The sequence below is a fragment of the Arthrobacter sp. S39 genome, assembly GCF_004320525.1.
Classification (GTDB): Bacteria; Actinomycetota; Actinomycetes; order Actinomycetales; family Micrococcaceae; genus Arthrobacter.
The window spans coordinates 16312-40649 of sequence record NZ_SIHX01000021.1; the positions used below are offsets into that span (position 1 = coordinate 16312).

23 protein-coding genes, 1 rRNA gene and 1 pseudogene are annotated in these 24338 nt (G+C 66.6%); 16 read left to right on the plus strand and 9 right to left on the minus strand.

Annotation, left to right across the window (positions count from 1 at the left end):
* Nucleotides 1-221 precede the first annotated feature (221 nt).
* Nucleotides 222-623, plus strand: coding sequence for a YchJ family protein (locus tag EYS21_RS22320; protein ID WP_131135437.1), 402 nt, complete (start codon nt 222-224; stop codon nt 621-623).
* Here the strand turns inward: EYS21_RS22320 and EYS21_RS22325 are convergent.
* The 4 genes from EYS21_RS22325 to EYS21_RS22340 all read right to left on the minus strand — a co-directional run bounded on the left by EYS21_RS22325 (nt 620) and on the right by EYS21_RS22340 (nt 4418).
* Nucleotides 620-1405 (minus strand): hypothetical protein, encoded by a 786-nt coding sequence (locus tag EYS21_RS22325; RefSeq protein ID WP_131135438.1) that lies wholly within the window; start codon nt 1403-1405, stop codon nt 620-622. The genes EYS21_RS22320 and EYS21_RS22325 overlap by 4 nt on opposite strands.
* 51 nt (nt 1406-1456) lie before the next feature.
* Nucleotides 1457-3472 carry an acyl-CoA dehydrogenase family protein gene (locus EYS21_RS22330; RefSeq protein WP_131135439.1) on the minus strand — a complete coding sequence of 672 codons (2016 nt, stop codon included), beginning with the start codon at nt 3470-3472 and terminating at the stop codon, nt 1457-1459.
* Between the two features lie 63 nt (nt 3473-3535).
* Complete coding sequence (locus tag EYS21_RS22335; protein WP_131135440.1) at nt 3536-3838, minus strand: hypothetical protein; 303 nt, start codon at nt 3836-3838, stop codon at nt 3536-3538.
* 169 nt (nt 3839-4007) lie between these two features.
* Nucleotides 4008-4418: a PepSY domain-containing protein gene (locus EYS21_RS22340; protein WP_131135441.1), complete on the minus strand. Its 411-nt coding sequence runs from the start codon at nt 4416-4418 to the stop codon at nt 4008-4010.
* Between the two features lie 149 nt (nt 4419-4567).
* Between EYS21_RS22340 and EYS21_RS22345 the strand changes: the two genes are divergently transcribed.
* The 8 genes and pseudogenes from EYS21_RS22345 to EYS21_RS22380 all read left to right on the plus strand — a co-directional run bounded on the left by EYS21_RS22345 (nt 4568) and on the right by EYS21_RS22380 (nt 15794).
* The gene (locus tag EYS21_RS22345) at nt 4568-6016 is read left to right on the plus strand and encodes a DUF3375 family protein (protein ID WP_131135442.1); all 1449 of its coding nucleotides are present in this window, start codon (nt 4568-4570) and stop codon (nt 6014-6016) included.
* A 2-nt stretch (nt 6017-6018) separates the two neighbouring features.
* Nucleotides 6019-6813, plus strand: a pseudogene (locus EYS21_RS22350) (DUF4194 domain-containing protein); the annotation flags it as partial.
* A 233-nt stretch (nt 6814-7046) separates the two neighbouring features.
* The gene (locus tag EYS21_RS22355) at nt 7047-10487 is read left to right on the plus strand and encodes an ATP-binding protein (protein WP_131135443.1); all 3441 of its coding nucleotides are present in this window, start codon (nt 7047-7049) and stop codon (nt 10485-10487) included.
* 123 nt (nt 10488-10610) lie between these two features.
* Nucleotides 10611-11702, plus strand: coding sequence for an iron-siderophore ABC transporter substrate-binding protein (locus EYS21_RS22360; RefSeq protein ID WP_131135444.1), 1092 nt, complete (start codon nt 10611-10613; stop codon nt 11700-11702).
* A 10-nt stretch (nt 11703-11712) separates the two neighbouring features.
* Nucleotides 11713-12834 (plus strand): iron chelate uptake ABC transporter family permease subunit, encoded by a 1122-nt coding sequence (locus tag EYS21_RS22365; RefSeq protein ID WP_131135445.1) that lies wholly within the window; start codon nt 11713-11715, stop codon nt 12832-12834.
* 71 nt (nt 12835-12905) lie between these two features.
* Nucleotides 12906-13940: an iron chelate uptake ABC transporter family permease subunit gene (locus EYS21_RS22370; RefSeq protein ID WP_242633571.1), complete on the plus strand. Its 1035-nt coding sequence runs from the start codon at nt 12906-12908 to the stop codon at nt 13938-13940.
* Between the two features lies 1 nt (nt 13941).
* Complete coding sequence (locus tag EYS21_RS22375) at nt 13942-14757, plus strand: ABC transporter ATP-binding protein (RefSeq protein WP_242633568.1); 816 nt, start codon at nt 13942-13944, stop codon at nt 14755-14757.
* Nucleotides 14754-15794, plus strand: coding sequence for a siderophore-interacting protein (locus EYS21_RS22380; RefSeq protein ID WP_131135448.1), 1041 nt, complete (start codon nt 14754-14756; stop codon nt 15792-15794). The genes EYS21_RS22375 and EYS21_RS22380 overlap by 4 nt, the downstream gene beginning before the upstream one ends.
* 34 nt (nt 15795-15828) lie before the next feature.
* Here EYS21_RS22380 and EYS21_RS22385 read toward each other — a convergent pair whose 3' ends face one another.
* The gene (locus EYS21_RS22385) at nt 15829-16779 is read right to left on the minus strand and encodes a glycoside hydrolase family 16 protein (RefSeq protein ID WP_242633569.1); all 951 of its coding nucleotides are present in this window, start codon (nt 16777-16779) and stop codon (nt 15829-15831) included.
* Nucleotides 16780-17091: 312 nt separating this feature from the next.
* Between EYS21_RS22385 and EYS21_RS22395 the strand changes: the two genes are divergently transcribed.
* On the plus strand, nt 17092-17940 hold the full coding sequence (locus tag EYS21_RS22395; protein WP_131135449.1) for an SGNH/GDSL hydrolase family protein: 849 nt from the start codon (nt 17092-17094) through the stop codon (nt 17938-17940).
* Here the strand turns inward: EYS21_RS22395 and EYS21_RS22400 are convergent.
* Nucleotides 17937-18224 carry a YciI family protein gene (locus EYS21_RS22400; protein WP_131135450.1) on the minus strand — a complete coding sequence of 96 codons (288 nt, stop codon included), beginning with the start codon at nt 18222-18224 and terminating at the stop codon, nt 17937-17939. The two genes, EYS21_RS22395 and EYS21_RS22400, sit on opposite strands and share 4 nt — an antisense overlap.
* 82 nt (nt 18225-18306) lie before the next feature.
* Here EYS21_RS22400 and EYS21_RS22405 point away from each other — a divergent pair, with 82 nt between their 5' ends.
* Both EYS21_RS22405 and EYS21_RS22410 read left to right on the plus strand, forming a co-directional pair.
* On the plus strand, nt 18307-18786 hold the full coding sequence (locus EYS21_RS22405) for a MarR family transcriptional regulator (protein ID WP_131135451.1): 480 nt from the start codon (nt 18307-18309) through the stop codon (nt 18784-18786).
* A 77-nt stretch (nt 18787-18863) separates the two neighbouring features.
* Nucleotides 18864-19625 carry an SGNH/GDSL hydrolase family protein gene (locus tag EYS21_RS22410; protein WP_131135452.1) on the plus strand — a complete coding sequence of 254 codons (762 nt, stop codon included), beginning with the start codon at nt 18864-18866 and terminating at the stop codon, nt 19623-19625.
* Here EYS21_RS22410 and EYS21_RS22415 read toward each other — a convergent pair.
* Genes EYS21_RS22415 through EYS21_RS22425 form a run of 3 tightly spaced genes read right to left on the minus strand, consistent with a single transcriptional unit; the run spans nt 19612 to nt 22482 of the window.
* Complete coding sequence (locus EYS21_RS22415; protein ID WP_242633570.1) at nt 19612-20490, minus strand: FAD:protein FMN transferase; 879 nt, start codon at nt 20488-20490, stop codon at nt 19612-19614. The two genes, EYS21_RS22410 and EYS21_RS22415, sit on opposite strands and share 14 nt — an antisense overlap.
* Nucleotides 20474-21010 (minus strand): FMN-binding protein, encoded by a 537-nt coding sequence (locus EYS21_RS22420; RefSeq protein WP_131135453.1) that lies wholly within the window; start codon nt 21008-21010, stop codon nt 20474-20476. Before EYS21_RS22420 ends, EYS21_RS22415 begins: the two co-directional genes overlap by 17 nt.
* Complete coding sequence (locus EYS21_RS22425) at nt 21007-22482, minus strand: ferredoxin reductase family protein (RefSeq protein WP_131135454.1); 1476 nt, start codon at nt 22480-22482, stop codon at nt 21007-21009. The genes EYS21_RS22420 and EYS21_RS22425 overlap by 4 nt, the downstream gene beginning before the upstream one ends.
* A 328-nt stretch (nt 22483-22810) precedes the next feature.
* Here EYS21_RS22425 and rpmB point away from each other — a divergent pair, with 328 nt between their 5' ends.
* The 4 genes from rpmB to EYS21_RS22445 all read left to right on the plus strand — a co-directional run.
* Nucleotides 22811-23047 (plus strand): 50S ribosomal protein L28, encoded by a 237-nt coding sequence (rpmB, locus tag EYS21_RS22430; protein ID WP_056342125.1) that lies wholly within the window; start codon nt 22811-22813, stop codon nt 23045-23047.
* Nucleotides 23047-23214: a 50S ribosomal protein L33 gene (gene rpmG / locus EYS21_RS22435; RefSeq protein WP_013602737.1), complete on the plus strand. Its 168-nt coding sequence runs from the start codon at nt 23047-23049 to the stop codon at nt 23212-23214. Before rpmB ends, rpmG begins: the two co-directional genes overlap by 1 nt.
* Before the next feature lie 3 nt (nt 23215-23217).
* Nucleotides 23218-23523: a 30S ribosomal protein S14 gene (gene rpsN, locus EYS21_RS22440; RefSeq protein ID WP_050687445.1), complete on the plus strand. Its 306-nt coding sequence runs from the start codon at nt 23218-23220 to the stop codon at nt 23521-23523.
* A gap of 709 nt (nt 23524-24232) precedes the next feature.
* Nucleotides 24233-24338: ribosomal RNA gene (locus EYS21_RS22445) — 16S ribosomal RNA — on the plus strand; the annotation flags it as partial.

The following is a 24338-nucleotide window of genomic DNA, read 5'->3' on the forward strand; positions in this document are numbered from 1 at the left end:
AATCTGCCAGCAGCGGAGTCCGTGCCGGCACCCATCACCACGGGCAACAGCCCCTCCACTACCTTACGGACTATTTTTGGGCCCCGCCGACCCTTGGCGGGGTGCGTCCGGGGTTGTTTCGAACCTGTTACCGGATATGACAACGCCGGGGCCGCCTATAGTCGGACGGAGATCCCGAAGGAGCCCCGCATGCGGCCCCGGACCACCCTGACAGGAGCGCCATGCCCGAGAATCCAGCCACGCCGCGCAGTTGCTTCTGCCTGTCCGGGGAGGCGTACGCGCAGTGCTGCGGACGGTTCCACAGCGGGCAGTCCGACGCCGCGACGGCTGAGCAGCTGATGCGGTCCCGGTACAGCGCATTTGTCCTGCTCGACGCCGGGTACCTGCTGCGCACGTGGCACCCGGACACCGCACCATCGGAGCTGGAACTGGACCCTGCCATGGAATGGCGGCGCCTGGATATCCTGTCCACCAGCCGCGGCGGGCCGCTGGACACCGAGGGGACCGTGGAGTTCAAAGCCCACTTCCGGCACGACGGCGGCCGCGGAGTCCACCACGAAACCAGCCGTTTCGTCCGCGAGGACCGCCGCTGGTACTACGTGGACGCCGTACTCCTCGCCTAGCCTTCGCTGTACGTTTCGCCCGGAGTGAAGCCGGCCCGGTCCACCTTGCGGTGGAAGTGCATGCCCGCGAGCCCGCCCAGGACGGCGCCGACAAGCGCAACCAGGGCCACCACAACAGCGGCAATGATGCTGGTGATGGTCAGTTCGCCTTCGTTGATGGGGATCCGCGGGAAGCTGTTCAGGTTGGCCAGGACGTTGAACTGCTGGCCGGCGATGAGGCCCACGATGGCGATGACCACCGCTGCGATCAGCGCCCAGATCCACACCATGAATCCCTGCTTGGCGCCGTTGAACCGTGCCATCCGGCCCGCAACGTAGCCGCCCGAATAGTAGGAGACGAACAGGATCACCAGCAGGACGATGATGCCCACCAGCCCGACGGTGCCGTTCGTGGCCACCTGGTTGACGGCGTCGTTGACGTCGGTGTTGTTGGCCAGCCCCACAGCGGTCCCTGCCGCGGCCACGAAGGCGGTGAGCAGGACGGCCATGCCCGTGGCGGCCAGCCAGCCGAAGAAGGCGGAGCCCACCTTGATCCCGCCGAACTGCTCCTTTTCCCGGGCCACGGCCGTCTGCCGGTCCGTCACGTTCGGGTCCGGCAGGGCAGGATCCGTCAGCGGAGTGTCCGCCCGGTACTCCCGCTCGGCGGAGGGCGACAGCGTCCGGTCGAAGGCGCGTGTGGGCTCGCCTCCGGCGAAGGCTTCGTCACGAGCAGTCTCACTCCGTAGATTCTCATTCCGGGCTCGCCGCGGAAAGCTGTCCTCTGGGCCTGTTTGGTTGCTCATGGGTCAACTCAACCACTGGTGACCAGCGATAACAAGGATGCTTATCAATTGCTAGCGGTAGTTGCGGTGCAGGTTTTCCTTCGTTGAAGCACCCGGAGTCGCGTCCGCGATCCACGGCCCGGTGCCCTCCGACTGGTCAAGGACCCCGGCCTCAAGCCAGGTGTAGTCGCCGGCCAGGACCTTGCGGGAGAGGTCGTGGTCGCCGTCGTCGGTGTTGCGCCAGAGCTGGTCGAAGTACTCCTCGACGCGGACCCGGGCCTGCTCGCAGTACGCCTCAGCGAGTTCGTAGGCGCCGGCCGCCTGTTCCGGCGCGGTGTGGAGCATCATCTCGGCCCGGGAACAGCACGCGGCCATCGCATAGAGCTCAGCGCCGATATCAACCACCCGGCCCAGGAACGCCTGCTTGTACTCGAGCCTGGCCTGCCAGCGGCCCATCCCATAGAAGGTCTGGCGGGCCAGCTTTCGCGAGGACCGCTCCACAAAGCGCAGCTGTTTGGCCAGGCGGCCGAAGTCACTGTACGAGCGGGGGTCCATGCCGGCGCCGGCCACCAGTTTCGGCAGCCATCTGGCGTAGAACCCTGAAGCCCCGACGGCGGCCCTCGCCTTGTCCTGAAGGCTTGCGTCCACGATTGCGAGGTCGCCGGCGGCCGCCAGGTGGGCGTCCACCGCTTCACGGGCGATCAGGAGCTTCATGATTTCCGACGAACCCTCAAAGATCCGGTTGATCCGGAGATCGCGCAACTGCTGCTCGGCCGGAACCGCGCGTTCACCGCGCGCCTGAAGGGACTCCGCCGTCTCGAAGCCCCGGCCGCCGCGGATCTGCACCAGTTCGTCGGCGATCCGGTAGCTGATCTCGGTGGACCACAGCTTGGCCAGGGCGGCTTCAATCCGGACGTCCTTCTGCCCGGCGTCGGCGAGCTCGGCGGACAGCTCGAACACGGCATCCAGGGCGAACGCGGACGCTGCGATGAAGGCGATTTTCTTGCCCACGGCCTCATGCTTGCCCACCGGCTGGCCCCACTGGGTGCGGGCGTTGGACCATTCGCGGGCGATCTTCAGGCTCCAGCGGCCGGACGCGACGCACAGCGCCGGAATGGACAGCCGGCCCGTGTTCAGCGTGGTGAGCGCGATCTTCAGGCCCTGGCCTTCGCGCCCCAGGCGGTTGGCGGCGGGGACCCGGACCCGGTGGAACCGGGTCACGCCGTTTTCGATGCCGCGCAGCCCCATGAACGTGTTGCGGTTCTCCACGGTGATGCCCGGGGAATCCATCTCCACCACAAAGGCGCTGATGCCGCCCTTGTGCTTTGTGCCGTCCGCGTCAGTGTGGGCAGGGACCAGGGCCATCACCACCACCAGTTCGGCGATGACGCCGTTGGTGGTCCAAAGTTTCACGCCGTCCAAAAGGTAGGACCCGCCGTCGTCCGTGGGGACTGCCGTGCTGCCCATCCGGGCCGGATCACTGCCCACGTCAGGTTCCGTGAGCAGGAAGGCGGTGATGGCGCCGGCGGCGCAGCGGGGCAGGTATTCCTTTTTCTGCTCCGGGGTTCCGAACACTTTCACAGGTTCGGGCACGCCGATGGACTGGTGGGCGGACAGCAGGGCGCCAAGGCTGGGATGCACGCTGCCCAGCAAGGCCAGGGCCCGGCCGTAGTACACCAGGGACAGCCCCAGGCCGCCATACTCCTGCGGAATCTTCATGCCGAAGACGCCGAGGTCAGCAAGGCCCCTGAGATATTCGTCCGGGATCCTGGCATCACGTTCTATAACGCGGCCGGACATGGTGCGGGCGTACGCCTCGATGCGGGCCATGAAAGCTTCGCCGCGTTCCACGTCATCGGGTTTGGCGGTGGGCCACGGGTGGACGAGGCTGAGGTCGAAATTGCCCAGGTACAGTCCCTTGGCGAAGCTGGGCCGGTCCCAGTCGGTCTGGCGGGCCGCTTCGGTGATGGCGCGGGCGTCGGCGGCAGTGGCCTCGGACCCGATGTTGCCCGCAGCGACGGGAACATCTTCGTCCGGAGCGTCGGTGAGTGGCGAGCTGGCGGCGGGACTGTCAGTGGCGGAGCTCATGGGGTATCTCCTCTGCCCGGGATGGCCGGTTCAAGCCATGGATCCGCCGGGTTGGAGAACCCTTTAGCTGTCTCTCAATATTACCCGCGGGTAGCTTCCGGTGCTAGGGGAGGGCTGGCCCTGGAAGTCCCCGGGTATTTCCACTGTGGACGCGTGATGTACCAGCCTGTCCCACCCATGGTTGATTCCGTGGACCAATGCCAGCAGCGTGGTGGAGAGGAGGAACCAGCCCAGCTTGCCCACGCCTACCAGGACCAGGGCAATGAACCCCGCCGTCAGGACGAAGGCTGCCAGGACAAGGGCAAACACCAGGGTTCCCACAAAAACCATGGTGGCCGTCTCCACTGCACTTAGGTCGAACTGCATGCTTCCCCCTGCTGCGCCGTTGCTTCAGTTGAATCAGTAGCATGAGCGTAGGGGTTGCCGGCCACCGCCAGCCAGACCCGGCACGCCGGCGCAGCTGGTTGATATGGGATCGCAATGCTACCGGCCCGTAGGTCACGGAGCGGTCGCGGAAGTCACTGTCCTGCTTGCGCTAATCGTCGTCGAACTCCGGGGCGGCCTGGTTCAGGACCGCGAAGTCGGCGCCGAGCCCCACTTCAACCTCAGAACCGTTGTCCAGCCTGACCTCAACCTCGTAGGCGACGTTCCCGTCATTTTCCCGTTCGACCTCGGCGACAGTGCCTTGGCCCACCCTTGCCAGTGCGGCGTTCGCGGCCTGGTCCCGGTCCGCAGTGTTCAGGGGTGCGAGGTTGGTGTCGTCGTCGTTGTCCTGCCTGGACCCCGTGGTGGCGGACAACTGCGAAGACCGGTCGACGTTGACTCCGATGCTGCCCAGGTCCTGATCTCCACCTGTACGGGTGCTCGCAGCGACCGCCACTGTCGCGCCACCCAGAATCACCGCCGCAGCCGCCAGTACCGTGACCAGTGCAGCTTTCTCGCGCATGTCAAACTCCTCTCAGGTGATTTAAACAGTGTGCTCCCGCGGCCAGCAAGCTACAACGATTAATCGGTGGCGGGGCCTGCGTTAACCTTGTAGTTGGCAGTTTTCGCGATCCGCGCTGCCCAACCATCCCAGCAGCTGAAGGAGAGTGCGTGCCCCGCTCCGCCAGGTCATCCGCTGACGCGATCAGCGCCCGGCTCAGGGACCTCGAACTCCTTACCAAGGGACCGGCGTGGGCGCTGACCCGCTCGGCTCCCTGGGTCATCGCAGTGCTGCAGGCGTCCTTCACCCGCACCCGCCCGCAGCTTCCGCTCGAGGAGTTCCATGCCGACGTCGACTCCTTCCTGGAGCAGCTCCGCCGGGACGAACCCGGGCTGGGCGGCGCGGCCAACGGGAAGTCCTTCGGCGACGAGTGGACGCGTAAACACTTCCTGACCCGCCGCAACCAGTCGGGCCAGATTGTCTATGAGGTTACCGAGCCGGCAGCCCGTGTGCTCGCCTTCCTGGACAGCCTCTCCAGCGAGCGTTCCACGTTGAACGGCTCCCGGCTGGGCACGCTCCTGGGGGACGTGGAGAAGCTGGCCAACGAGACGAACCCGGACCAGAGTGCCCGGCTGGAATCCCTGGCCGAAGAGATTGGGGAGCGGCAGCAGCTGATCCAGGACATCAGCTCGGGCGACTTTGACGGCCTGCTCGATGACGACGAAGCCGTGGAAGCCGCCGGCAACATCCTGGACCTGGCCGCGAGCCTGCCCGCGGACTACAAAAAGATGCGAGACCGGATCGAGGAACTGGTGGGCGAGCTGCGCAACCAGATCATCGAGGAATCGCTCAGCAAGGGCGCCACCATGGCGCAGGTGCTCGAAGCGGACAAACGGCTCCGCCAGAGCCCCGAGGGCAGGACATTCCGGTCATTCACCGCGTTCCTGGAGGACCCGCAGCAGCAGATGCGGTTCCGTTCCGCGATCGGCGAAGTCCTCAGCCGGCAGTTCGCCGACGACCTCTCGCCCGAGGACCGCGAAACCCTGAAGAACCTGGTGGCTGAGCTCCGCCACCAGCACAGCCAGATCCAGCGGATCTACGGCAAGCTCAGCGAAAGCCTGAACACCTACGTCCAGAGCGACGACTTCCGCCAGTCCGTCCGCCTCCGGAAAGTGTTGCGCGCGGCCGAGCAGGCCATCCGGTCGCTGCCCTATGAACGGGAACGGCCGGGCCTGATCCGCGGTCCGGTGCTGTTCAACGCCGGGTTCGAATCCCTGGCCATGGTCAAGCTCTACGATCCCGACGAGTTCGCCGTTCCGCCCAGGCTCGCGGACCCCATCGCCTTCAGCGATTCCGACCGCGTGCGCTCGCCGAGGACGGGCAAGGCCCGGCCCGAAGCCATCAAGGCGGCCGTCGCCGGTGCGTCCACCCTGGCCGAGGCCTGGGCCCAGCTGCCGCCCGACGAACAGCACATCAACTCCATCCGGGCACTCCTGTCGCACGCCCTCCAGGAAGGCGCGGACTTTGACCGCGACGCCTGGGACGGCCTCGACTTCGAACAGATAGACGGCACCACCCGCAAGGCATTCCTGCCGGTGGTCACCCTCAAGAAGGATTGACGATGACTGAAGAAACCACGACGGCGGCAGCTCGCGTTGACGAGGACGCGCCACTTGCCGAGGCGCCTGCGCACGCTGAACGACCCTTCAGCGTCACACCCCGGGACACCTTCGTGGACGGTGCGGCGCTGTTCCCCGGCGATACCGGCGTGCTCCCCATGAAGGTGCGCCAGGCCCTGGTGAAGCTGCTCAAGGGCCCGTATGTCGACGGCGGCCGCGACGAAAAGCTGTGGACCACGCTCCTGGACAACCAGCTGATCCTGCGCAGCCGCCTGTCCGAGCTGTTCCTGACGCTCCAGCTGGACCACGAACGCAAGATCGCGGTCCTGCGCCCGGTGGATCCGGAGGCGATCGGCGGCAGTTCACGCTCAAGCATCCTGCGCCAGCAGCGTGCGCTGAGCCGGGTGGAGACCATCGTGTTGCTCCGCCTGCGCCTGCTGCTGGACCGCCACGTCACCGCACAGACCGATCCCACCATCACGCGCGAGGAAATCGCCGACCTCGTGGCCCACTACCAGCCCGCCGGCCAGCAGGACGCGCTGAGGGATTCGGACGTGGTCACCCGCGCCATCACCAAGCTCCTGGCCCGCCAGCTCCTTCTCACCACAGGCCTGGACGACATCTACACCATCTCCAACGCCCTCCCGCTGGCCCTCCCGTTCGAAAACATCGGCGACATCCCGGCCCAAATCGAAGCCCTGGTAGCAGCAACAACAGACCCCACAGGAACAGAACCCCTGATAGAGCTCGACGGCGACACGGGTGCGGACGACGGTGCGGAGGACGACGACGCCGATGCCGCCCCCGCCCCTCCGCCGGGCGACTCCGCTGCAAGCAGCGAGTCGCCCGGCTCCGACAGGCCCGATGCCACTCCCTGGGCGGCATCGGCGTCGTCGTCCGTGGGCGCGCAGGTTCCGGGCACGAGCGGTGACACCGGGGACATGCGGCAGCGTGCGTCTAAGCGAGGAACGAGCGAGCACGCAGAGCATGTGTCCGGTGGCGCTGCGAACGGAACCGAGGGTGCAGAAGCATGAGCATCGCAACCATGCTGCCGATGGGCGAGCTCACGAACCCGGGCCAGATGCGCCTTGCGCTGGTGCAGGTGGTCAACTGGGGTACGTTCCATGGGGCCCATACGATGCACGTGGACCGCAATGGAACCCTGCTGACGGGCAACTCGGGCGTGGGCAAGTCGACGCTGTTTGATGCCATGCTGCGCGTGTTCGATGCGAGGCCGCGCTCCAACGAGGCGGCGGCGCAGCGGGTCGGCGGTGCCGTGGAGGACAAGCGGACCACGTTCACGTACATGCGCGGCAAGGTGGGCGACAAGGCGGTGGGCGAGGGCTCGGCCAGTGCGTTCCAGCGCCCGGGTGCCACGTGGTCCGCCGTCGCGCTGACGTTTGATAACGCCGCGGGCACCCGCGTCACGGTGTCGGCACTGTTCGACCTGCCCAAGAACGGCACGGAATCCAGTGTGGGGCGCTTCTACCTGATCGACACCAAGCCGCTGGATCTCCCGGCCATCGAGGACATCGCTGAGAAGCGCTTCACCAAGGCCGCGTTGGAGACGATTTTCCCGGACGCCCAGGTCTTCGACGTGCACAAGGCTTTTGCGGAGCGTTTCCGCCGGCTCCTTGGCATCAGCTCGGACCAGGCCCTGCCGCTGCTCCGCGTGATCCAGGCCGGAAAGGGCCTGGGCGGCAGCGTCAATACTTTCTTCCGCGACCAGGTCCTGGACGCCCCGGCCACGCTCGCCGCTGCTGACGACGTGGTGGAGGAATTCAGCAACCTCATGTCCATCCGGCAGCGGCTGGAGGATGTGCGGCAGCAGCGGGACCAGCTGGCCCCGGTGCCCGGGCTGAACAAGGACTACGCGCAGTCGCTGCTGGACGCGAATCGGCTCCGGGAGCTGGCGGGCGAGGAGTTCGAGGCCTACAGGCAGCGGCTCGCGGTCACCGTCCACCAAAAGACCCTTGCCCGGTTCAAGGAGCTGGCCCAGGTCAAGGCCAAGGAGCTGGGGGCGGAACGCTCGGTCCGGGACGGGCTGGCCAAGGAACTGCGCCAGCTGGAGACCGACTACAACAACCAGGGTGGCAACGCGATCTCCGCGATCGAGCAGTCGCTGGAGAACGCCAGGGTTGGCCTGAGGCTCGGGCAGCAGGTGGAGGAAGCGGCCCGCAAGGCACTGTCCGACGCCGGCCTGCAGCTTGAGTGGACCGCCGACGGTTGGGAACAGGCGCACGAGCAGGCGGCCGCCCGGTCGGCCGAGCTCAAGGATGACTCGCAGGCCCTGCAGGAACTCCGCTTCGAGGCGTTCGACGGCCACGCCACCAAAAAACGCGAGCTGGCGGCTGCCCAGCAGGAGCTTGTGTCGCTGAAGACACGCAAGTCCCTGCTGCCGCCGTCGAGCATTGAAAACCGTGCGGCAATTGCCGCGGCCACCGGCGTCCCGGAGGACCGGATGCCGTTCGGCGGTGAGCTGATCGACCTCGCCGAGGGGGAGGAGCAGTGGCGTCCCGCCGCAGAACGGGCGCTCCGGAACCTCGCCACCACGCTGCTGGTCCCGGGCGAACATTTCGCCGCGGTGACCCGCTACCTGAACGACAACAAGGTCCGCGGGGCCCTGCGCGCCGTGGACGTGTCCAAGCCGCTCGCCGGCGGCGCGCTGGCCGTGGAGGACGTGCGCGACGGCGACCTCCTCACCAAGCTGGACATCCTCGCCAGCGGCGCGGTGACGGACGCCGGGGAATGGATCCGGGAGCGGATCGCGCTCGATTTCGCCTACCCGTGCGTTGCGGACCCCGACGAGCTGGCCACGCTGGACAAAGGCCTGAGCCTGGGCGGGGTGGTCAAGCGAAACCGCCACACGGTAGAGAAGGACGACCGTTTCACGGGCCGCCAGGACTACGTGCTCGGGTTCGACAACGCCGCCAAGCTGGAGCTCGTGGCCGCCCAGGTGGAGGACCTGCAACAGGAGCTGGCCAAGGCTGCCGAGCTGGCCCAAAGCCGCGAAGCGTCCCACCAGGGCATGAGCCGGCAGCTCGATGCGCTGCGGCTGATTGCGGAGGATCACCGCCCCTGGGAGCAGGTATCGGCCGCGGTTGCCGCGGAGGAACTTGCCAGGATCGAGCAGCGGCTCAAGGACGCCCTGGCTGCCCAGGCCGACCTGGAACCGCTGCGCGCCAACATCGAGGCGGCGCGGCAGAAGCACCAGGCAAGCACCGAAGCCGCGGCCGTCCTGCAGAGTGAATACAAGGCACTCGACCGGCAGCTGAGCAACGCGGATTCGCTGCTGGAAGCCGCGCGGGCCCGCCTGGAGCAGGCGCCGCCGTCGGACGCCACCGTTACAGCGCTGGAACCGTACTTCACTGAATTCGGCGACGTCAGCGAGATGCACGAGCTGGACAACCTGGCCAACCGCGTCCGGACGGCGCTGCTGGGGGAGCTGCACGCTGCCGAGACACGCGGACAGGCAACCTCCGAGCGGCTGACGCGCATCTTTGAAGGCTTCGTCCGGGAGTGGGGAACCGCCATTTCCGCGGACCACGGCACCTCGGTCGGCGCCGCGGGGGAGTTCGAATCCCGGTACCACGCCATCGTCAGCGACGGCCTTCCCGCGCAGGAGACCGAGTTCCGGCAGTTCTTCAACCAGCGCACACACGAGTCGTTCAGCACGCTGCTGCACCTGCTGGACGAGGAACGGCGGTCCATCACCAGCCGGATCCTGCCGCTGAACGGCATCCTGTCCGAGGTCAACTTCCATGAGGGCAGCTTCCTGGAACTGGACATCAAGCAGACCCTGCCGGCCACGGCAAAGCAGTTCAAGGACGCCATCCAGAACGCGCTGAAGGCCCGGCACACCCGGCACGGCAGGACGGAAAATGCCGAAACTGACGACGCCGAGCTCACCGCCCGGTACAAAACCCTGGAAACGCTCGTGAAGCGGCTCGGCTCGCAGACCCCGGAGGATCGGCGCTGGCGTGCCGAGGTTCTGGACGTCCGCGGGCACCTGTTTATCCAGTGCAAGGAGCACCGCGAGGTGACCGGCCCGCGCGGCGGCAAGCGGACCGACGTCTACATGCATGCCGACACCGGCTCCATGTCCGGCGGCGAGCGGCAGCGCTTCACCGCGTTCATCATGGCCGCGGCGCTGAGCTACCAGCTGGGCATCGCTGAACAGGGGTTCACCACGTACGGCACGGTGATGATGGATGAGGCGTTTGTGCTGGCGTCGGAGGAGTTCGCGGGTGCCGGCATCAAGGCGCTGCACGAATTCGGGTTCCAGCTGCTGCTGGCCGCGCCGGAGAACGTGATCGACCTGTCCCGGCACCTGGGCTCGGTGACCGAAATCCTGCGGGACAAGCGCACCAACCGCTCCGGCGTGCTGACCGCCCCGGTGATCCGGCCCCGGCCGGGCCAGGAGGGTGAGTGGCGGTCCGAGGCCAACCCCGTGGACATCGTGCTCCGCTGACCCGGTGGGGTGGCGGGCTGTGTGCTTCGTCACGTCGGGGAATTAAGATACGCAAACCTTGCGTAATGCACCGGAGGGTAGGCTAGCCTTACTTAGGTTCGCATCATTCACCTAAGGAGTTCCGTGACTTCCCCCCTCTTCTCCGGCCCGAGTGCCACCCGCCGCACGCTGTTCAAGTCAGCCGGCAAGGCAACGGCCGTGCTGGCCGCAGCGGCACTCACCCTCTCCGCCTGCTCCACGGGACCCGCGTCCACCACGTCGGACGCCAGCACTTCCAGCTCCAGCAGCTCGCAGTTCCCGGTCACCATCAAGCACGTCTTCGGTGAGACCACCATCAAGGAACAGCCCAAGCGCGTCGTCACCGTCTCCTGGGTCAACGACGACGTTGCCATCGCCCTCGGAGTGGTCCCGGTGGGCGTCCCCAAGAACGAATGGGGCGGCAACGAGCAGGGCTCCACGCCGTGGAAGGACGCAGCGCTGAAGGATCTCGGCGCAGGCTTCGGCTCGGACAAGGCTCCGGTCCAGTTCTCCGAGGCCGATGGCATCAACTTCACCGAGATCGCCAAGCTCACCCCGGACGTCATCCTGGCCGCCTACTCCGGCCTGACCGAAGAGGACTACAAGAAGCTCAACGAGATCGCACCGGTGGTGGCCCACCCTGAGGTTGCCTACGGAACCTCATGGCAGGATTCAACGTCCATCATCGGCAAGGCGCTGGGCAAGGAAGCCGAAGCCACCAAGCTCATCTCCGACACCGAGGCCACCATCAAGGAAAAGGTCGCCAAGTACCCGCAGATTGCAGGCAAGAGCTTCATCTACGGCAACCTGGAGCCCGCATCGGCTGACGGCGTCAACGTCTACACCGCCAACGACAACCGCCCCCGCTTCCTCAGCGAGATCGGCATGAAGCTCGCGTCCGTTGTGGAGGACAACTCGAAGGGTTCCAAGGAGTTCTTCATCCAGTGGTCCGCTGAGAAGGCCAATGAACTCGAATCCGACATCTTCGTCACCTGGGTTCCGGACGCCGCCACCACCGATTCCATCAAGTCGGACCCGCTGCTCGGCCAGATCCCGGCCATCAAGACCGGCGCCCTGGTTGCCGATTCGGACAACACCCTGACGCTGTCCATCTCGGCTTCCTCCCCGCTGAGCCTGCCGTGGTCACTGGACACGTTCCTGCCGCAGCTGGCCACCGCAGCGGATGCAGTGAAGTAAGCACCGTTTCATGACGGAAAGTACGACGGCGGCACCCGCCGGACAGCGCGAACGTACACTTGGGGCCCTAAACGGGTCGCATGAAGGGCCTCAAGTGTACGTTCGCGCCGGGGGAAACGTTCGCGCTGGCGGGAAACCCAGGACCAGGCAGGCTGCCTGGCTGCTGGCCGCCGTCGTCGTACTTGCTTTGTTAGCTGCCGCTTCCCTGGCCATCGGCGCCAGGGGCCTCTCCCTGGCCACCGTATGGCAGGCCCTGACCCAGTTCGACCCCGCCAACGGCGACCACGCCGTGGTCCACGCCCGCATCCCCCGCACCGTCCTCGGAATCCTCGTTGGCGGTGCCCTGGGACTCGCCGGCGCCGCCATGCAGGGCGTCGCCCGCAACCCGCTGGCCGATCCGGGCATCATGGGCGTCAACGCCGGAGCCGCGCTGGCCGTGGTGACCGGCATTTATCTCTTTGGCATTACCTCCCTCAGCGGCTACATCTGGTTCGCCTTCATCGGCGCCGGAGCTGCCGCCGTCGTGGTTTACCTCATCGCTTCGATGGGCAGGGACGGGGCGACGCCGGTCAAGCTGGCCCTCGCCGGGGCCGCGCTCAGCGCCGGACTGTATTCCCTGATGAGCGTCATCCTCGTCTCCAGCCAGGACACCCTGGACCGCTTCCGCTTCTGGCAGGTGGGCGGGATCGCCGGCCGCGACTGGGCCGTGGTGCTGCCGGGCCTGCCGTTCCTCGCCGTTGGCGCGCTGATCATCCTGGCCACCGGCCGCATCCTCAACAGCCTTGCCCTCGGTGACGACATCGCCCGCGGCCTCGGCCAGCGCGTTGGCCTGACCCGCGGCGTGACGGCCCTCGGCATTGTGCTGCTCTGCGGTTCCGCGACGGCGCTGGCAGGTCCCATCGGGTTCGTGGGCCTGGTTATTCCGCACGCGGTCCGGTCACTCACCGGCCCGGACTACCGCTGGATCCTGCCGTTCTCCCTGGTGCTGGCCCCGGCGCTGCTTCTCGGCGCGGACATCATCGGTCGCGTGGTGCTGCTTCCCGGCGAGGTGCCGGCCGGCATCATGACGGCGCTGGTGGGCGCGCCGGTCTTCGTCTGGCTGATCCGCCGCGGCAAGGGAGCAGGGCTGTGAGCCGCGTCGAAACCAAACCCCCCGTTGACCTATCACTTCCGGTTGCCAAAACCGGGTCTAAACGACCAAAACTGATAGCGCAACAGTGGCGGACCGCAGTCCTGGCCCTCGGCGTCGTTCTCCTCTTTGCCGCGGGCGTCCTGCTGGGCAGCTACACGGTGACCATCCCGGACTTTTTCAAGATCCTGATCGCGCACCTCACTGGCGGCGAGAAAATTCCGGGCGCCAGCTTCATCGTGATGGAGAACAAGCTGCCCCGGGCGGTGATCGGCATCATGATTGGCGTGGCCTTCGGCCTGTCCGGCGGCCTGTTCCAGACCATGCTCCGCAACCCGCTGGCCAGCCCCGACGTGATCGGCATCAGCTACGGCGCCAGCGCGGCCGCGGTCACCGCCATCGTGGTCTTCGGCGCCACCGGTCCGGCCGTGTCCGGCGCGGCACTGGGCGGTGCGCTGGGCATCGCAGCCCTCATCTACGCCATCTCGCGCGGACCGTCCCTGGGCTCGGGCGGCGGCAACCGGGGGAACGCCGCAGGCAATCGGCTCATTCTGGCCGGGGTGGGCATCGCCGCCGCCCTGCACGCGGTGGTCAACTTCATGATGACCCGCGCGGACATCCGTACGGCGGCCGACGCGCTCGTGTGGCTCAATGGCTCCCTCAACTCCGCCAACTGGGACCGCGCCGGCATGCTGGCCCTGGCGCTCCTGGTCCTGGTCCCAGCCGTCATCGCCCTCGCGGGGCCGCTGCGCATCCTGGAACTCGGCGACGACGCCGCAGCCGGGCTGGGCATCCGCGTCGGGTTCACCCGCCTCGCTGTGGTGATCACGGCAGTCGGACTCGCCGCGGTGGCGACGGCGGCGGCCGGCCCCGTCTCGTTCGTCGCCTTCCTGGCGGGCCCCATTGCTCGGCGCTTCACCCGGAAGGCCAGCCTCCCGGCGTCGGCCCTGGTGGGCGCCCTGATCGTCCTCGCGGCCGACTACTTCGCGGCCAACCTGGCGCCCCTGCTGCTGGACGGCACCGTGCTGCCCGTCGGCGTGATCACCGGCGCGCTCGGTGCCCCGTTCCTGCTGTGGCTCCTGGTCACAGCCAACCGAAAGGATGCCTGACATGGCCGTTCTCAGGGCCCAGGACCTCACTCTGAAATATGACCAGCGCTGCGTGGTGGACGGCCTCACGGCTGAAATCCCGGAGGGCAAGGTGACCATGATCGTGGGCGCCAATGCCTGTGGCAAGTCCACGCTCCTCCGCGGCCTGTCCCGCCTCCTCAAACCGGCGGCCGGCGTGGTGACGCTGGACGGCAAGGACATCCACTCCCGCCCGGCCCGGGTACTGGCCCGGACCCTCGGCCTCCTCCCGCAGCACCCCACCGCGCCGGACGGCATCGCCGTCCGCGACCTCGTGGGCCGGGGGCGCTACCCGCACCAGGGCTTCTTCCGCAGCTGGAGCACCGAGGACGACGCCGCGGTGCAGCGCGCGCTGGAAGCGACGGAAACGCTGGAACTCGCTGAGCGGAACGTCGACGAACTCTCCGGCGGCCAGCGCCAGCGGGTGTGGATCGCCATGGCATTGGCCCAGGAGACCGACGTCCTGTTGCTGGATGAACCCACTACGTACCTGGACCTGGCACACCAGGTGGAAGTCCTGGACCTGATCACTGACCTGAACCGCAAGCGCGGCACCACCGTGGCCATCGTCCTGCACGACCTCAACCTGGCCGCCCGCTACGCGGACCACGTCATCGCGATGAAGGGCGGGGAAGTGGTGGCCCTGGGCCACCCGACCACCGTTGTCACCGAAAAGCTGGTCCGCACCGTCTTCGGCCTTGAGTCCCGGGTGATACCCGACCCGGTCTCGGGCACGCCCCTGATCATTCCCATCGGCCGCCACCACACCACCGCCACCGAACTGGAGCTCGTTTCATGAAAACCCGCGACATCGCCGCCACCGAGCCCATGACCCTGGCCTTTGAGGTCACCGTCTCCTCCGTGCAGGAGCTGAGTCCCAACTTCCGCCGCATCACGTTCGGCGGCTACTGCCTGCGCGACTTCGGCGTGAACGGAGACACCCGTGACCTGCGGATCAAGCTGATGATCCCCTCACTGGCGGAGGACGGCGCGGAGCTTCCGCTGCCGGTCTTCGAAATGACGCAGTCCGGCTGGTACCGGGAGTGGCTGGCCATGGACCCCGCCGAACGGGGTTCCATGCGGACCTACACGGTCCGCCAGTCGCGGCTGGATTCGGTCTACCCGGAGATCGACGTCGACTTCGTGATGCATTTCGACGCCGATGGCCACGGCGGTCCGGCCGCTAACTGGGCCCGGAACGCCAAACCGGGGGATGCGATCACCATCATCGGCCCCAACAACCGCCACGCCCAGTGCTACACCGCCGAGATCTACGGCGGCATCGAATGGCGGCCCGGAATGGCACAGCGCATCCTGCTTGCCGGCGACGAAACGGCCGTCCCGGCCATCTCCGCCATCCTGGAAAGCCTGCCGTCCTACATGACCGGCCACGCGTTCCTGGAGGTCCCCGAGGCCGGTGACTTCCTGGAACTCACCTCGCCGGCCGACGTCGAAATCACCTGGCTGGCCCGCGGCGCGGCGATCGGACGCTCACGCCCGCACGGGGAGCTGCTCCAGCAGGCAGTGCGCTCGGCGGTTCCTGAACCCGGCTGGGTTGGCATCAAAGCGTCCGACGGCGGCGCCGGCCCCGAGCCCGAAGACGTCAACGTGGACGTGGACATCCTCTGGGAGACCCCCGCGCGGATGGAAACAGCCGAAATCGAGGCCACCAAGAACCCCGACATGCCGGCCGGCGCCATGCCCTTCTACGCCTGGATCGCCGGGGAAGCCGCAGTCATCAAGGACATGCGCCGGTACCTGGTCCGGGACGTGGGGATCGACCGGAAGCAGGTTGCGTTCATGGGTTACTGGCGGCAGGGCAAGGCCGAGCTGTAGCGTACGCCGAGCCTCGCAGCGGGAGAGGCCAGTCTTACTGGTAGACGCGGACCCAATCGACCTGCATCTGCGAGGGCTTGGTGGCGGAGCCGTCCGGGAACCAATCCAGCTGCAATGTCTGCTTCATGACGGCAGCGGGCTGGTGGGCAGGGTTCGTGTCAGTGAAGGTCTTTACCCCGTCGACGTATCCGCTGATGCCGGCCGGGGTCCACTCCACCGCGTAGTTGTGCCACTGGGTGCCATCGACGGGCGTCGCCGCTGTGGTCTGGAAATCCGCTCCACCACAGGCGTAGTGCAGGAAGAACCTCATCACGGAAGTGACTGAGCTGCCCTCGGCATAATCGATCTCGGCACAGTTCGGGGCACTGTTGTTGTTCAGGATCAGGACCGGGTGGTATTTCGGGTCACGCGCATTGGTTTTCATGCGGGTTTCCCAACGACCAAACCTTTGCTCCGCGAACTTTGCGGACATGCCGCCAGTGGTGCCGGCTGCATCTCCACTAACGGTGGCCACGCCGTTGGCTACGGACCAGGCCTGGGGGCTGCGCACGCCTTTGCCTGCATGCCCTGCACTGTTATAAACACTCCATTTCGTCCGGTCCGGTGCCCCGGTGTAGGAGAATTCGTCGCCCGTCAGGACCGGGCCCCAACCAAAGGCGGTAGCTGCCTGCGCACCGTCACCGGTCGTCGCGAGAGCCTGGCTGGCCGGCTGGGCGGCCGCAGGCGCGGGCGCAGGGGCCGCGGCAGGCGCCGGCGCCGAGGTGACGGCCGTCGCTTCGGTTGCCGCGGCCGCAGCGACGGCCTGGCTGCTCGAAGCCGTGGGGGCAGGAGACGCCGTATCCGTAGCAGTTGGGGCTGGAGTGACAGGGGAAGACGCGCTGTCGGCCGAGGATGAGTCAGACGCCCCGTTGGTCGTAGGGATTAGGCCGCATCCTGTCAGGGACACAGCACCCACGGTCATGACGATGGCTATTTTCTTGAACAAGATACCTCCGGGCTTAGGCAGGAAGAAACGGCTGACGCACTTGAGACGTTGACGAGTGCGGAAAGCATCTTTGGGCCCCTTGGCGGGGCCAGAGCTAGCAGGCGCCGAAGGGGCGCAGCGGGGTCCATCGATCGGGCGCCCGGGGCCCTGCGTTGGGGCCAGCCGCCAACGTTACCTGATCGTGACCATCGGCCGCAAAAATATGACAGGGCCTGAGTAGCTGCTGATCGGACCGATCCGGCCCCGATTCGCGGACTCCGCCGGTTGCTGTCCGTTTACCTTGGCGTCTCTTTGGGCGGTTACTTTCGTCGGATGGGTGCTAATCCTTTGCTTCCGGAGCTGGAGGGCCGGCGGGTATTCGTCGCCTTGGGCGATTCGTTTACCGAGGGCGTGGGGGACCGGGACGAGCGGCTGCCCAACGGGGTGCGGGGCTGGGCTGACCGGGTAGCGGAGAAGCTGGCGAAAGCCCGGCCCGGCTGGAGGTACGCCAATCTGGCCATCCGGAGCAAGCGGCTCCGGCACGTCATCACTGAACAGCTTGAGCCGGCTCTGGCCATGAGGCCCACGCTGGTCACGCTGTACGCCGGCGGGAACGACATCCTTGACCTGGGCACGGACATGGCTGCCCTGATGGACGACTACGAAAACCTGGTGGCCAGCCTCGCTGGCACGGGGGCAACCGTGGTGCTGTTCACCGGGTTCGACGTCAAGGTGTCAGCCCTGCTGGAGCCGCTGAAGAAACGGAACGCGGCATACAACCAGCGCGTACGGGAGATCGCCGCCAAGTACGGCGCCGTCCTGGTGGACTACTGGTGCCTGGACGCTTTCCACGACCGGCGGATGTGGGATTCGGACCGGCTGCACATGTCCAAGGCCGGCCATAAGTACCTTGCCGGGCAGGTCCTGGACCAGCTGGGGGTTCCACACAAGATCAGGCCCAAGGACTGGGATCCGCCCGCCAGGCTCAGCCTGCGCGAATGGGAGAGGCGGCAGCGGCGCTGGGTGAACGACTGGGTGCTGCCGCTGTTCGGCCGGAAAATCAGGGGCATCACGCTGGGGGACGCGCTCAGTCCGCGTTGGCCCGAGCCGGTGAAGGTGCCGCGTAAAGGCGGCCTGAAAAAGCTGGCCGAATCGCGGCGGGCCGACGCCGGCAGCGCCTAGGTGTCCAGGAGGTTCTCGAAGCCTTCCGCGACGCTGGTGGCCTTGAATTCGATAATCTCGAACTCTGCCACGCCGTTGCTGAAGAACGGGTCCCGGGCCAACGAAGCATCCAGGGTGGCGCGGTCGGCGCCTGACAGCAGGACGCCGCCCACCGCCGGAACCCTGCGTCCGGACGCGAGGAACACGCCGGCGTCGAACTCTTCCTTGACCCAGGCCATATGCGCGGGGCGGTGGAAGTCCACAATGTCTTCGGGCACCTTGTAGGTCAACGACACAACAAACATGGACTCAGCCTACCGGGACGGGCCCGCCGCGTCCGGTGCGTCACTTGAACGCTCAACCACGGCCTGCTCCTAGAATGAATCCATGACCGAACCGCGCTGGCTCAACGCCGATGAACGCCGTGCCTGGCTGGCCCTCCTGAGCATCAACACCATGCTTCCGGCAGCCCTGGACAACCAGCTGCACACCGCAGGCAAGGTGTCGCTGTTCGACTACAACGTCATGGCCATGCTCTCCGAGGCCGAGGGACGCTTCCTCGCCATGAGTGAACTGGCCGCCCGCACCAGTTCCTCGCTGTCGCGGCTGTCGCACGTGGTCACCAAGCTGGAGAAGCGCGGCTGGCTGGAGCGGAGGCCACACCCGGGTGACGCGCGCGTCACCACTGCACACCTGGCCGACGCCGGCATGGCCACTTTGGTGGCCCTCGCGCCGGGGCACGTGGAGGCGGTGCGCGCGAAGTTCCTCGATGCCCTGACGGAACGGGACGTGGCGGACCTGGCGAGGATCGGCGAGAAGATCGTGGCCCGCCTTGACGACGACCACTGGATCCTCCGCGAGACCTGAGCCGGCGCCAGGCACGCCGTGACCGCGTGCGGGAACGGCACTTGGTTGCTCCCAGCAACAGATGACACACTGGCGCTATGGATTTTTCGGCCCGGTACGTAGCCCTTGGTGACTCCTTCACGGAAGGCGTCGGGGACGACGACGCTGCCCGTCCCAACGGTGTCCGCGGCTGGGCAGACCGGGTGGCAGAACAGCTGGGGGCAGCAGACCCGGGCTTCGGCTACGCCAACCTTGCCATCCGCGGCAGGAAGCTCCGCCAGATCATGGCCGAACAGGTGGATGCCGCCGTCGAACTTAAACCCACCCTGGTGACCGTTTACGCCGGAGCCAATGACATCCTCCGCCCCCGGATCGACATTGACGATCTGCTGGCGGAGTACGACGACGGAATCCGCAAACTGAGCGCGACCGGCGCCACGGTGGTCCTGTTCACCGGGTTCGACGCCCGCGGCTCCAAAGTCTTCAGCACCATGCGGGGACGCACCGCCATCTACAACGAGCTGGTCCGCGGAATCGCGGGGGACCACGGCGCGCTGCTGGTGGATTACTGGCGCTTCAACGAGTACTACGACTGGGGCATGTGGGCCCAGGACCGGATGCACATGTCGGCTGCCGGGCACGCGAACATGGCAAAGCGGGTCCTCGATGTGCTGGAGCACGACCACTCCATCGAGGTCCCTCCCATGACGCCGGTGCCGGAGCTCGGCCGCGTGGATGCCCTCCGGGCCAACGCCCGCTGGGTCAAGGAATTCGCCGGCCCGTGGGTGGTCCGCCGCGTGACCGGCAAGTCCTCCGGCGACGGCCTGGCGCCGAAGTACGCCCAGCTCACACGGCTATAGCTGTAATCCCTTGGCCCCGAAAGCCGGGGGTCGCCAGCAGTGTCCCGTCGGCCCTGACGGCGAGGACGTCCACGTCCCAGCCGTCCGTGGCCCGGTCAAGCATGGGCAGTCCGCCGGCAATGATGGCGGTCGCCAACACGTCCGCGGTCACGATGTCGGCAGCCGCAACCGATACCTGCACAAACGCCGGGGCCGCACCTGCCGGGGACCAGATGTGGTCTCCCCGCTCTGCGGAACCGGACGTCGCCAAGGCGCGGCGCCGCCGTCGTCCATTGCCGAGCGGATAGCCGGCCAGCAGCGTGTGGCGGTCCGCCGGATCCACAATCCCGGCCTGCCACGGCTGCCCGGTGCCGGGAACCGGGGAGCCGCTGACCAGCACGTCGCCGCCGGCGTTCAGGCACCAGTCCTCCCGCCCCAGCGCCAGAAGCGAGGTCCCGGCCTCCCGAATGGCATGCCCTTTGATCAGTCCTGAAAGATCCAGCACGCCGTCTGCCCGCTCCGGCGTGAACGCCCCTTCTGTGCGGAGCCGCCATTCCAGCGCCTCGGCGTACCGTTCGCGCATCGCGTCCGAGGCGCCGCGCAGGGTGATTTCGCCCCGGGCCAGGCGGCTCGCCTCCGAATCCGGCCGGTACAGGCTGAAGGTTTGGTCCAGTTCCCGGAAGAGGCGTTCGACGACGGCGGCGGTGGCCGCCAGCTCGTCCTCCGCCAGGTGCCCTTCCGTGCTGTGCCCTTCCAAAGCGGTTCCTTTTGCAGCGCGTCCGGACGGCAGCGTCAGGCTGATGACCGTGCCCATGCAGCGGAAGGTGCTTGCCTTCAGCGCGGTCCGGAGGTGCCGGGGAGCTGCTGCGTCAGAGATTCGCGGCATCGAGGGCTGCCTGGAGGGACGAGAGGTAGGCGTCGCTGGTGACGGTCGCACCGCCGATGGTCTGGACGTCGGCGGACTGCGCCTCCAGCACCTCGCTCCGCAGCAGCGGGGCGGCGCGGTTGCTGATCTGGACGGACTTGCGGTCGTCATCGGTGAGCTGGAGGGCCGTTACGTCGGTGACTTTGCCGGCGCTGACGGTGATCTGCACCTGGACGGCGCCAAACCGGGTCTGGACTAAGGCGCCCTTGTACGTGGCAGACGCTGCCGCCGCGCCGGATGAGCCGGAGGCGCCGGAGGAAGCTGCCGCGCCGGAACTCGACGCGGACCCGGCCGCACCGGAGGCGCCGGTTCCCGCGGAACCGGTGCCGGCTGCCCCCGTGGTCCCGGTCCCGGTGCCTGTTGTACCTGCGGATGCCGCGACGGCGCTGCTGGTTTCGACCACCTGGGCCCCGGCCTGCCAGCCGGCCAGGAGGATGCCCGCCGAAGCCAGGGCCGCAGAAACTGCTCCTCGTGCTTTCACCAGTCAAACCTTTCGTGATGGATCTGTTCGGCCCCGGCCCCGGCAGCCCGGGCCTCGGCGATGACGTTGCCGGCCCACCGGTTTGGGCCACAGATATAGACGTCTGCCTCCGCGATGTCCGGTGCGTACGCGGCCAGGCTGTATCCGCTCCGGACTGCGTCTGCGGGCAACCAGCTGCGGGAGTCCCAGCGGGCGCGGGGGCCGATGAGGTGGAAGAGGCGCACACCGCGGCGGCGGCAGATCTCCAGGAGCTCGTCGCTGAGGTACAACTCCTGCTTCGTGCTCCCGCGGAGCAGGACCGTGGCGTCACCGTGGGCAAACGGGGTAGTTTCCAGCAGCGCACGCAGCGGGGTGATTCCGATACCGGCGCCGATCAACACCACTTTGTCCCGGCTCCGTGCCGCCGTGCCGAACAATCCGTATGGCCCTTCCACGGCCACTTTTGTTCCTGGCCGGAGACTGGCCAGCTGGGCCGAACCCCGGCCGAGGTTGCGGACCGTGATGCGGAGCGTGCCCGCACCGTCCGGGCCCGTTGCGAGCGGCTCGGCGGAGAGACTGAACGGGTGGGAGTGCCACCACAGCCCGCGGGCCAGGAACCGCCAGACGAAGAACCTGCCCCCGTTCCCGGTCAGCCGATTGAGCTGGCGCCCTGTCATTTCGATGTTCACCACGCCCGGTGCAATGCTCCACACCCGGCTCACCGTCAGCCGGTGCCGCGAGGTGGCGGCCAGCGGCTGGACCACCCGGAAATACAGCAGTGCGGCGCCTGTGACAGCGCAGATGGCCAGCCAGTACCAGCGCTGCCACGTGCCCTCGGCGAAGAGGCCGCCAACACTGAACTGGTGCGGGATCGAGGTGCCCACGGCAACGTAGGTCAGGAGGTGAACGGCGTACCAGAACTCGTAGGGGAAGCGCCGGCGGACCGCCACCAGAGAGGTCACCACCACGGCGATGAACAGTCCCATCGACACGAACGCGAGCCACATGTCCGGCACGAGCACCCACAGGGCAACCGACTCGCTGACAGGGTCCAGGCCCTCCGCCATCCCGTAACCCACGGCTACCAGGAGCCCGTGGGCCAGGAGCAGGTACAGGGACGGCTTGCCAAGCACCCGGTGGAACTCCAGGGCGCGGTCGTGGCCGATTGTCCGGTCGATGAGCGGAATGCGGGCCGCCAGGAGCAGCATCAGCAGGACCAGGTCCATGCCCACCAGGCCGGCCACGATCCCGGCCGCCGTCACTGCGGAGGCGGGTGAACTGATGCTGGCAGCGCCGCCGTCGGCCAGCCAAAGGGCGACGGCGGCGGCCATCGACGCCCAGGCGGCGACAGTCAGGAGGTCCGTCCGGAGCATGCGCAGCCGGTGCTGGCCGGCGAAGCGGCCAGATCCGGCGCGCTCGCCGGAACCCGCACGCGGCCCGGCGCCATCAGGTCCCTTGTGCGCCGTAGGAGCCGGCAAAAGTTGTGTGTTCATGATTCAAAGATGCGGGCCGAAGCTTTCATTCAGCTGTGAAATTATCCGCCCGGAAGCAATGAATCGGACCATCCGCAACGCCGGCGCCTATACACCATCTGCGGCCGGATTGGTCTTTAATTGCCTGAACTCGTAGACTTGGTAGGCGCTAAGTGCGCGGAGCGTGCGCAATTGCTCCGGTGGCCCGGTAATTTTCTCCAGGGTAGCCGGTAGTTAGGGGCTCAAGTTGCGTGACTAACCGTTCACCCTGATCACTTTGGGTCGCACTTAGACGCATGATCCTGCAGCAGATATGCGGATCATTACATTCAATTCTTGAGGAGAAGTCATGGCAGCACACTGCCAAGTGACCGGGGCCGAGCCGGGCTTTGGGCACAGCATTTCGCACTCGCACCGTCGCAACAAGCGTCGGTTCGATCCGAACATCCAGAAGAAGCGCTACTGGGTTCCGTCCCTGCGCCGTAACGTCACTCTGCAGCTTTCTGCAAAGGGCATCAAGACCATCGACGTGCGCGGCATCGACGTAGTCGTCGCCGCCATCCTTGCTCGGGGAGTGAAGCTCTAATGGCTAAGGACAAGGACGTACGTCCGATCATCAAGCTCAAGTCGACCGCGGGCACGGGTTACACCTACGTAACCCGCAAGAACCGTCGTAACGATCCGGACCGCATGGTTCTGAAGAAGTACGACCCCAAGATCCGCCAGCACGTCGAATTCCGAGAGGAGCGCTAAACCATGGCTAAGAAGTCCAAGATTGCTCGCAACGAGCAGCGCAAGGTCATCGTTGAGCGTTACGCTGCCAAGCGCCTCGAACTGAAGAAGACCCTCGTCGACGCCAACGCTACCGACGAAGCACGCGAAGCTGCACGCCTCGGCCTGCAGAAGCTGCCCCGCAACGCGTCCCCGATCCGTCTGCGTAACCGCGACATCATCGACGGCCGTCCCCGCGGTACCTTCCAGAAGTTCGGTATCTCCCGTGTTCGCTTCCGCGACATGGCTCACCGCGGTGAGCTCCCGGGCATCACCAAGTCTTCCTGGTAATCCAGCACCGCTGATTCCAGCTGCTTGAGAAGGGCCGGCAACCATTTGGTTGCCGGCCCTTCTGCTTTTAAGGCCACAGGGGATCCGTCTCGTCCGGGGATCGGGCCCTGGTCGGTGATCGAGCCTGTCGAGATCCCCTCCCGGCCGTTGTGCGGCAGCACACAGAAACCATTTACGACGGCGGCACCCGGCTTTGGGTGCCGATGACGGCTTTGGGCCCGGGGCGACGGCGTTAGTGGCCCTCGTCGGGGTGGATTTGCGGTGGGGGTTGAGTGGGTGTATTGTTTTCTAAGTCGCCGCGAGGGAGACAGCGAAGAGCTGGTTACCACGGGCGGCCAAACCCCCAAATTCAAGACCAAATTCTGGTAGCTCATTAGAGCGCCTCAATTCGGTGGGGACGCGTTTCCTGCCGATGAAGATCCTGAAATACGGATTTGCATCGGAGCGGGAAACCGGGTAAGTTTGAGAGGTTGCTCCGGAGCGATCTACGGCCGTTTGAAATGGTTGTGGTGGTGCCGGGTGTGTCTGTTGTTTGAGAACTCAATAGTGTGCCAAGTTTGTTGATACCAATTTATTGTATTGAATTGGTTGAATTGACCAGGTCCGCCACCCCGTGGTGTGGTCTGGTTTTTACAGCTGGTTTCAAATTTTGCAGTGTGTGTTTCCCGTTTTCCCGGGGGGCGCGTGTTGTGTCTGTTTTTGTTTTACTTCAACGGAGAGTTTGATCCTGGCTCAGGATGAACGCTGGCGGCGTGCTTAACACATGCAAGTCGAACGATGATGCCCACTTGTGGGTGGATTAGTGGCGAACGGGT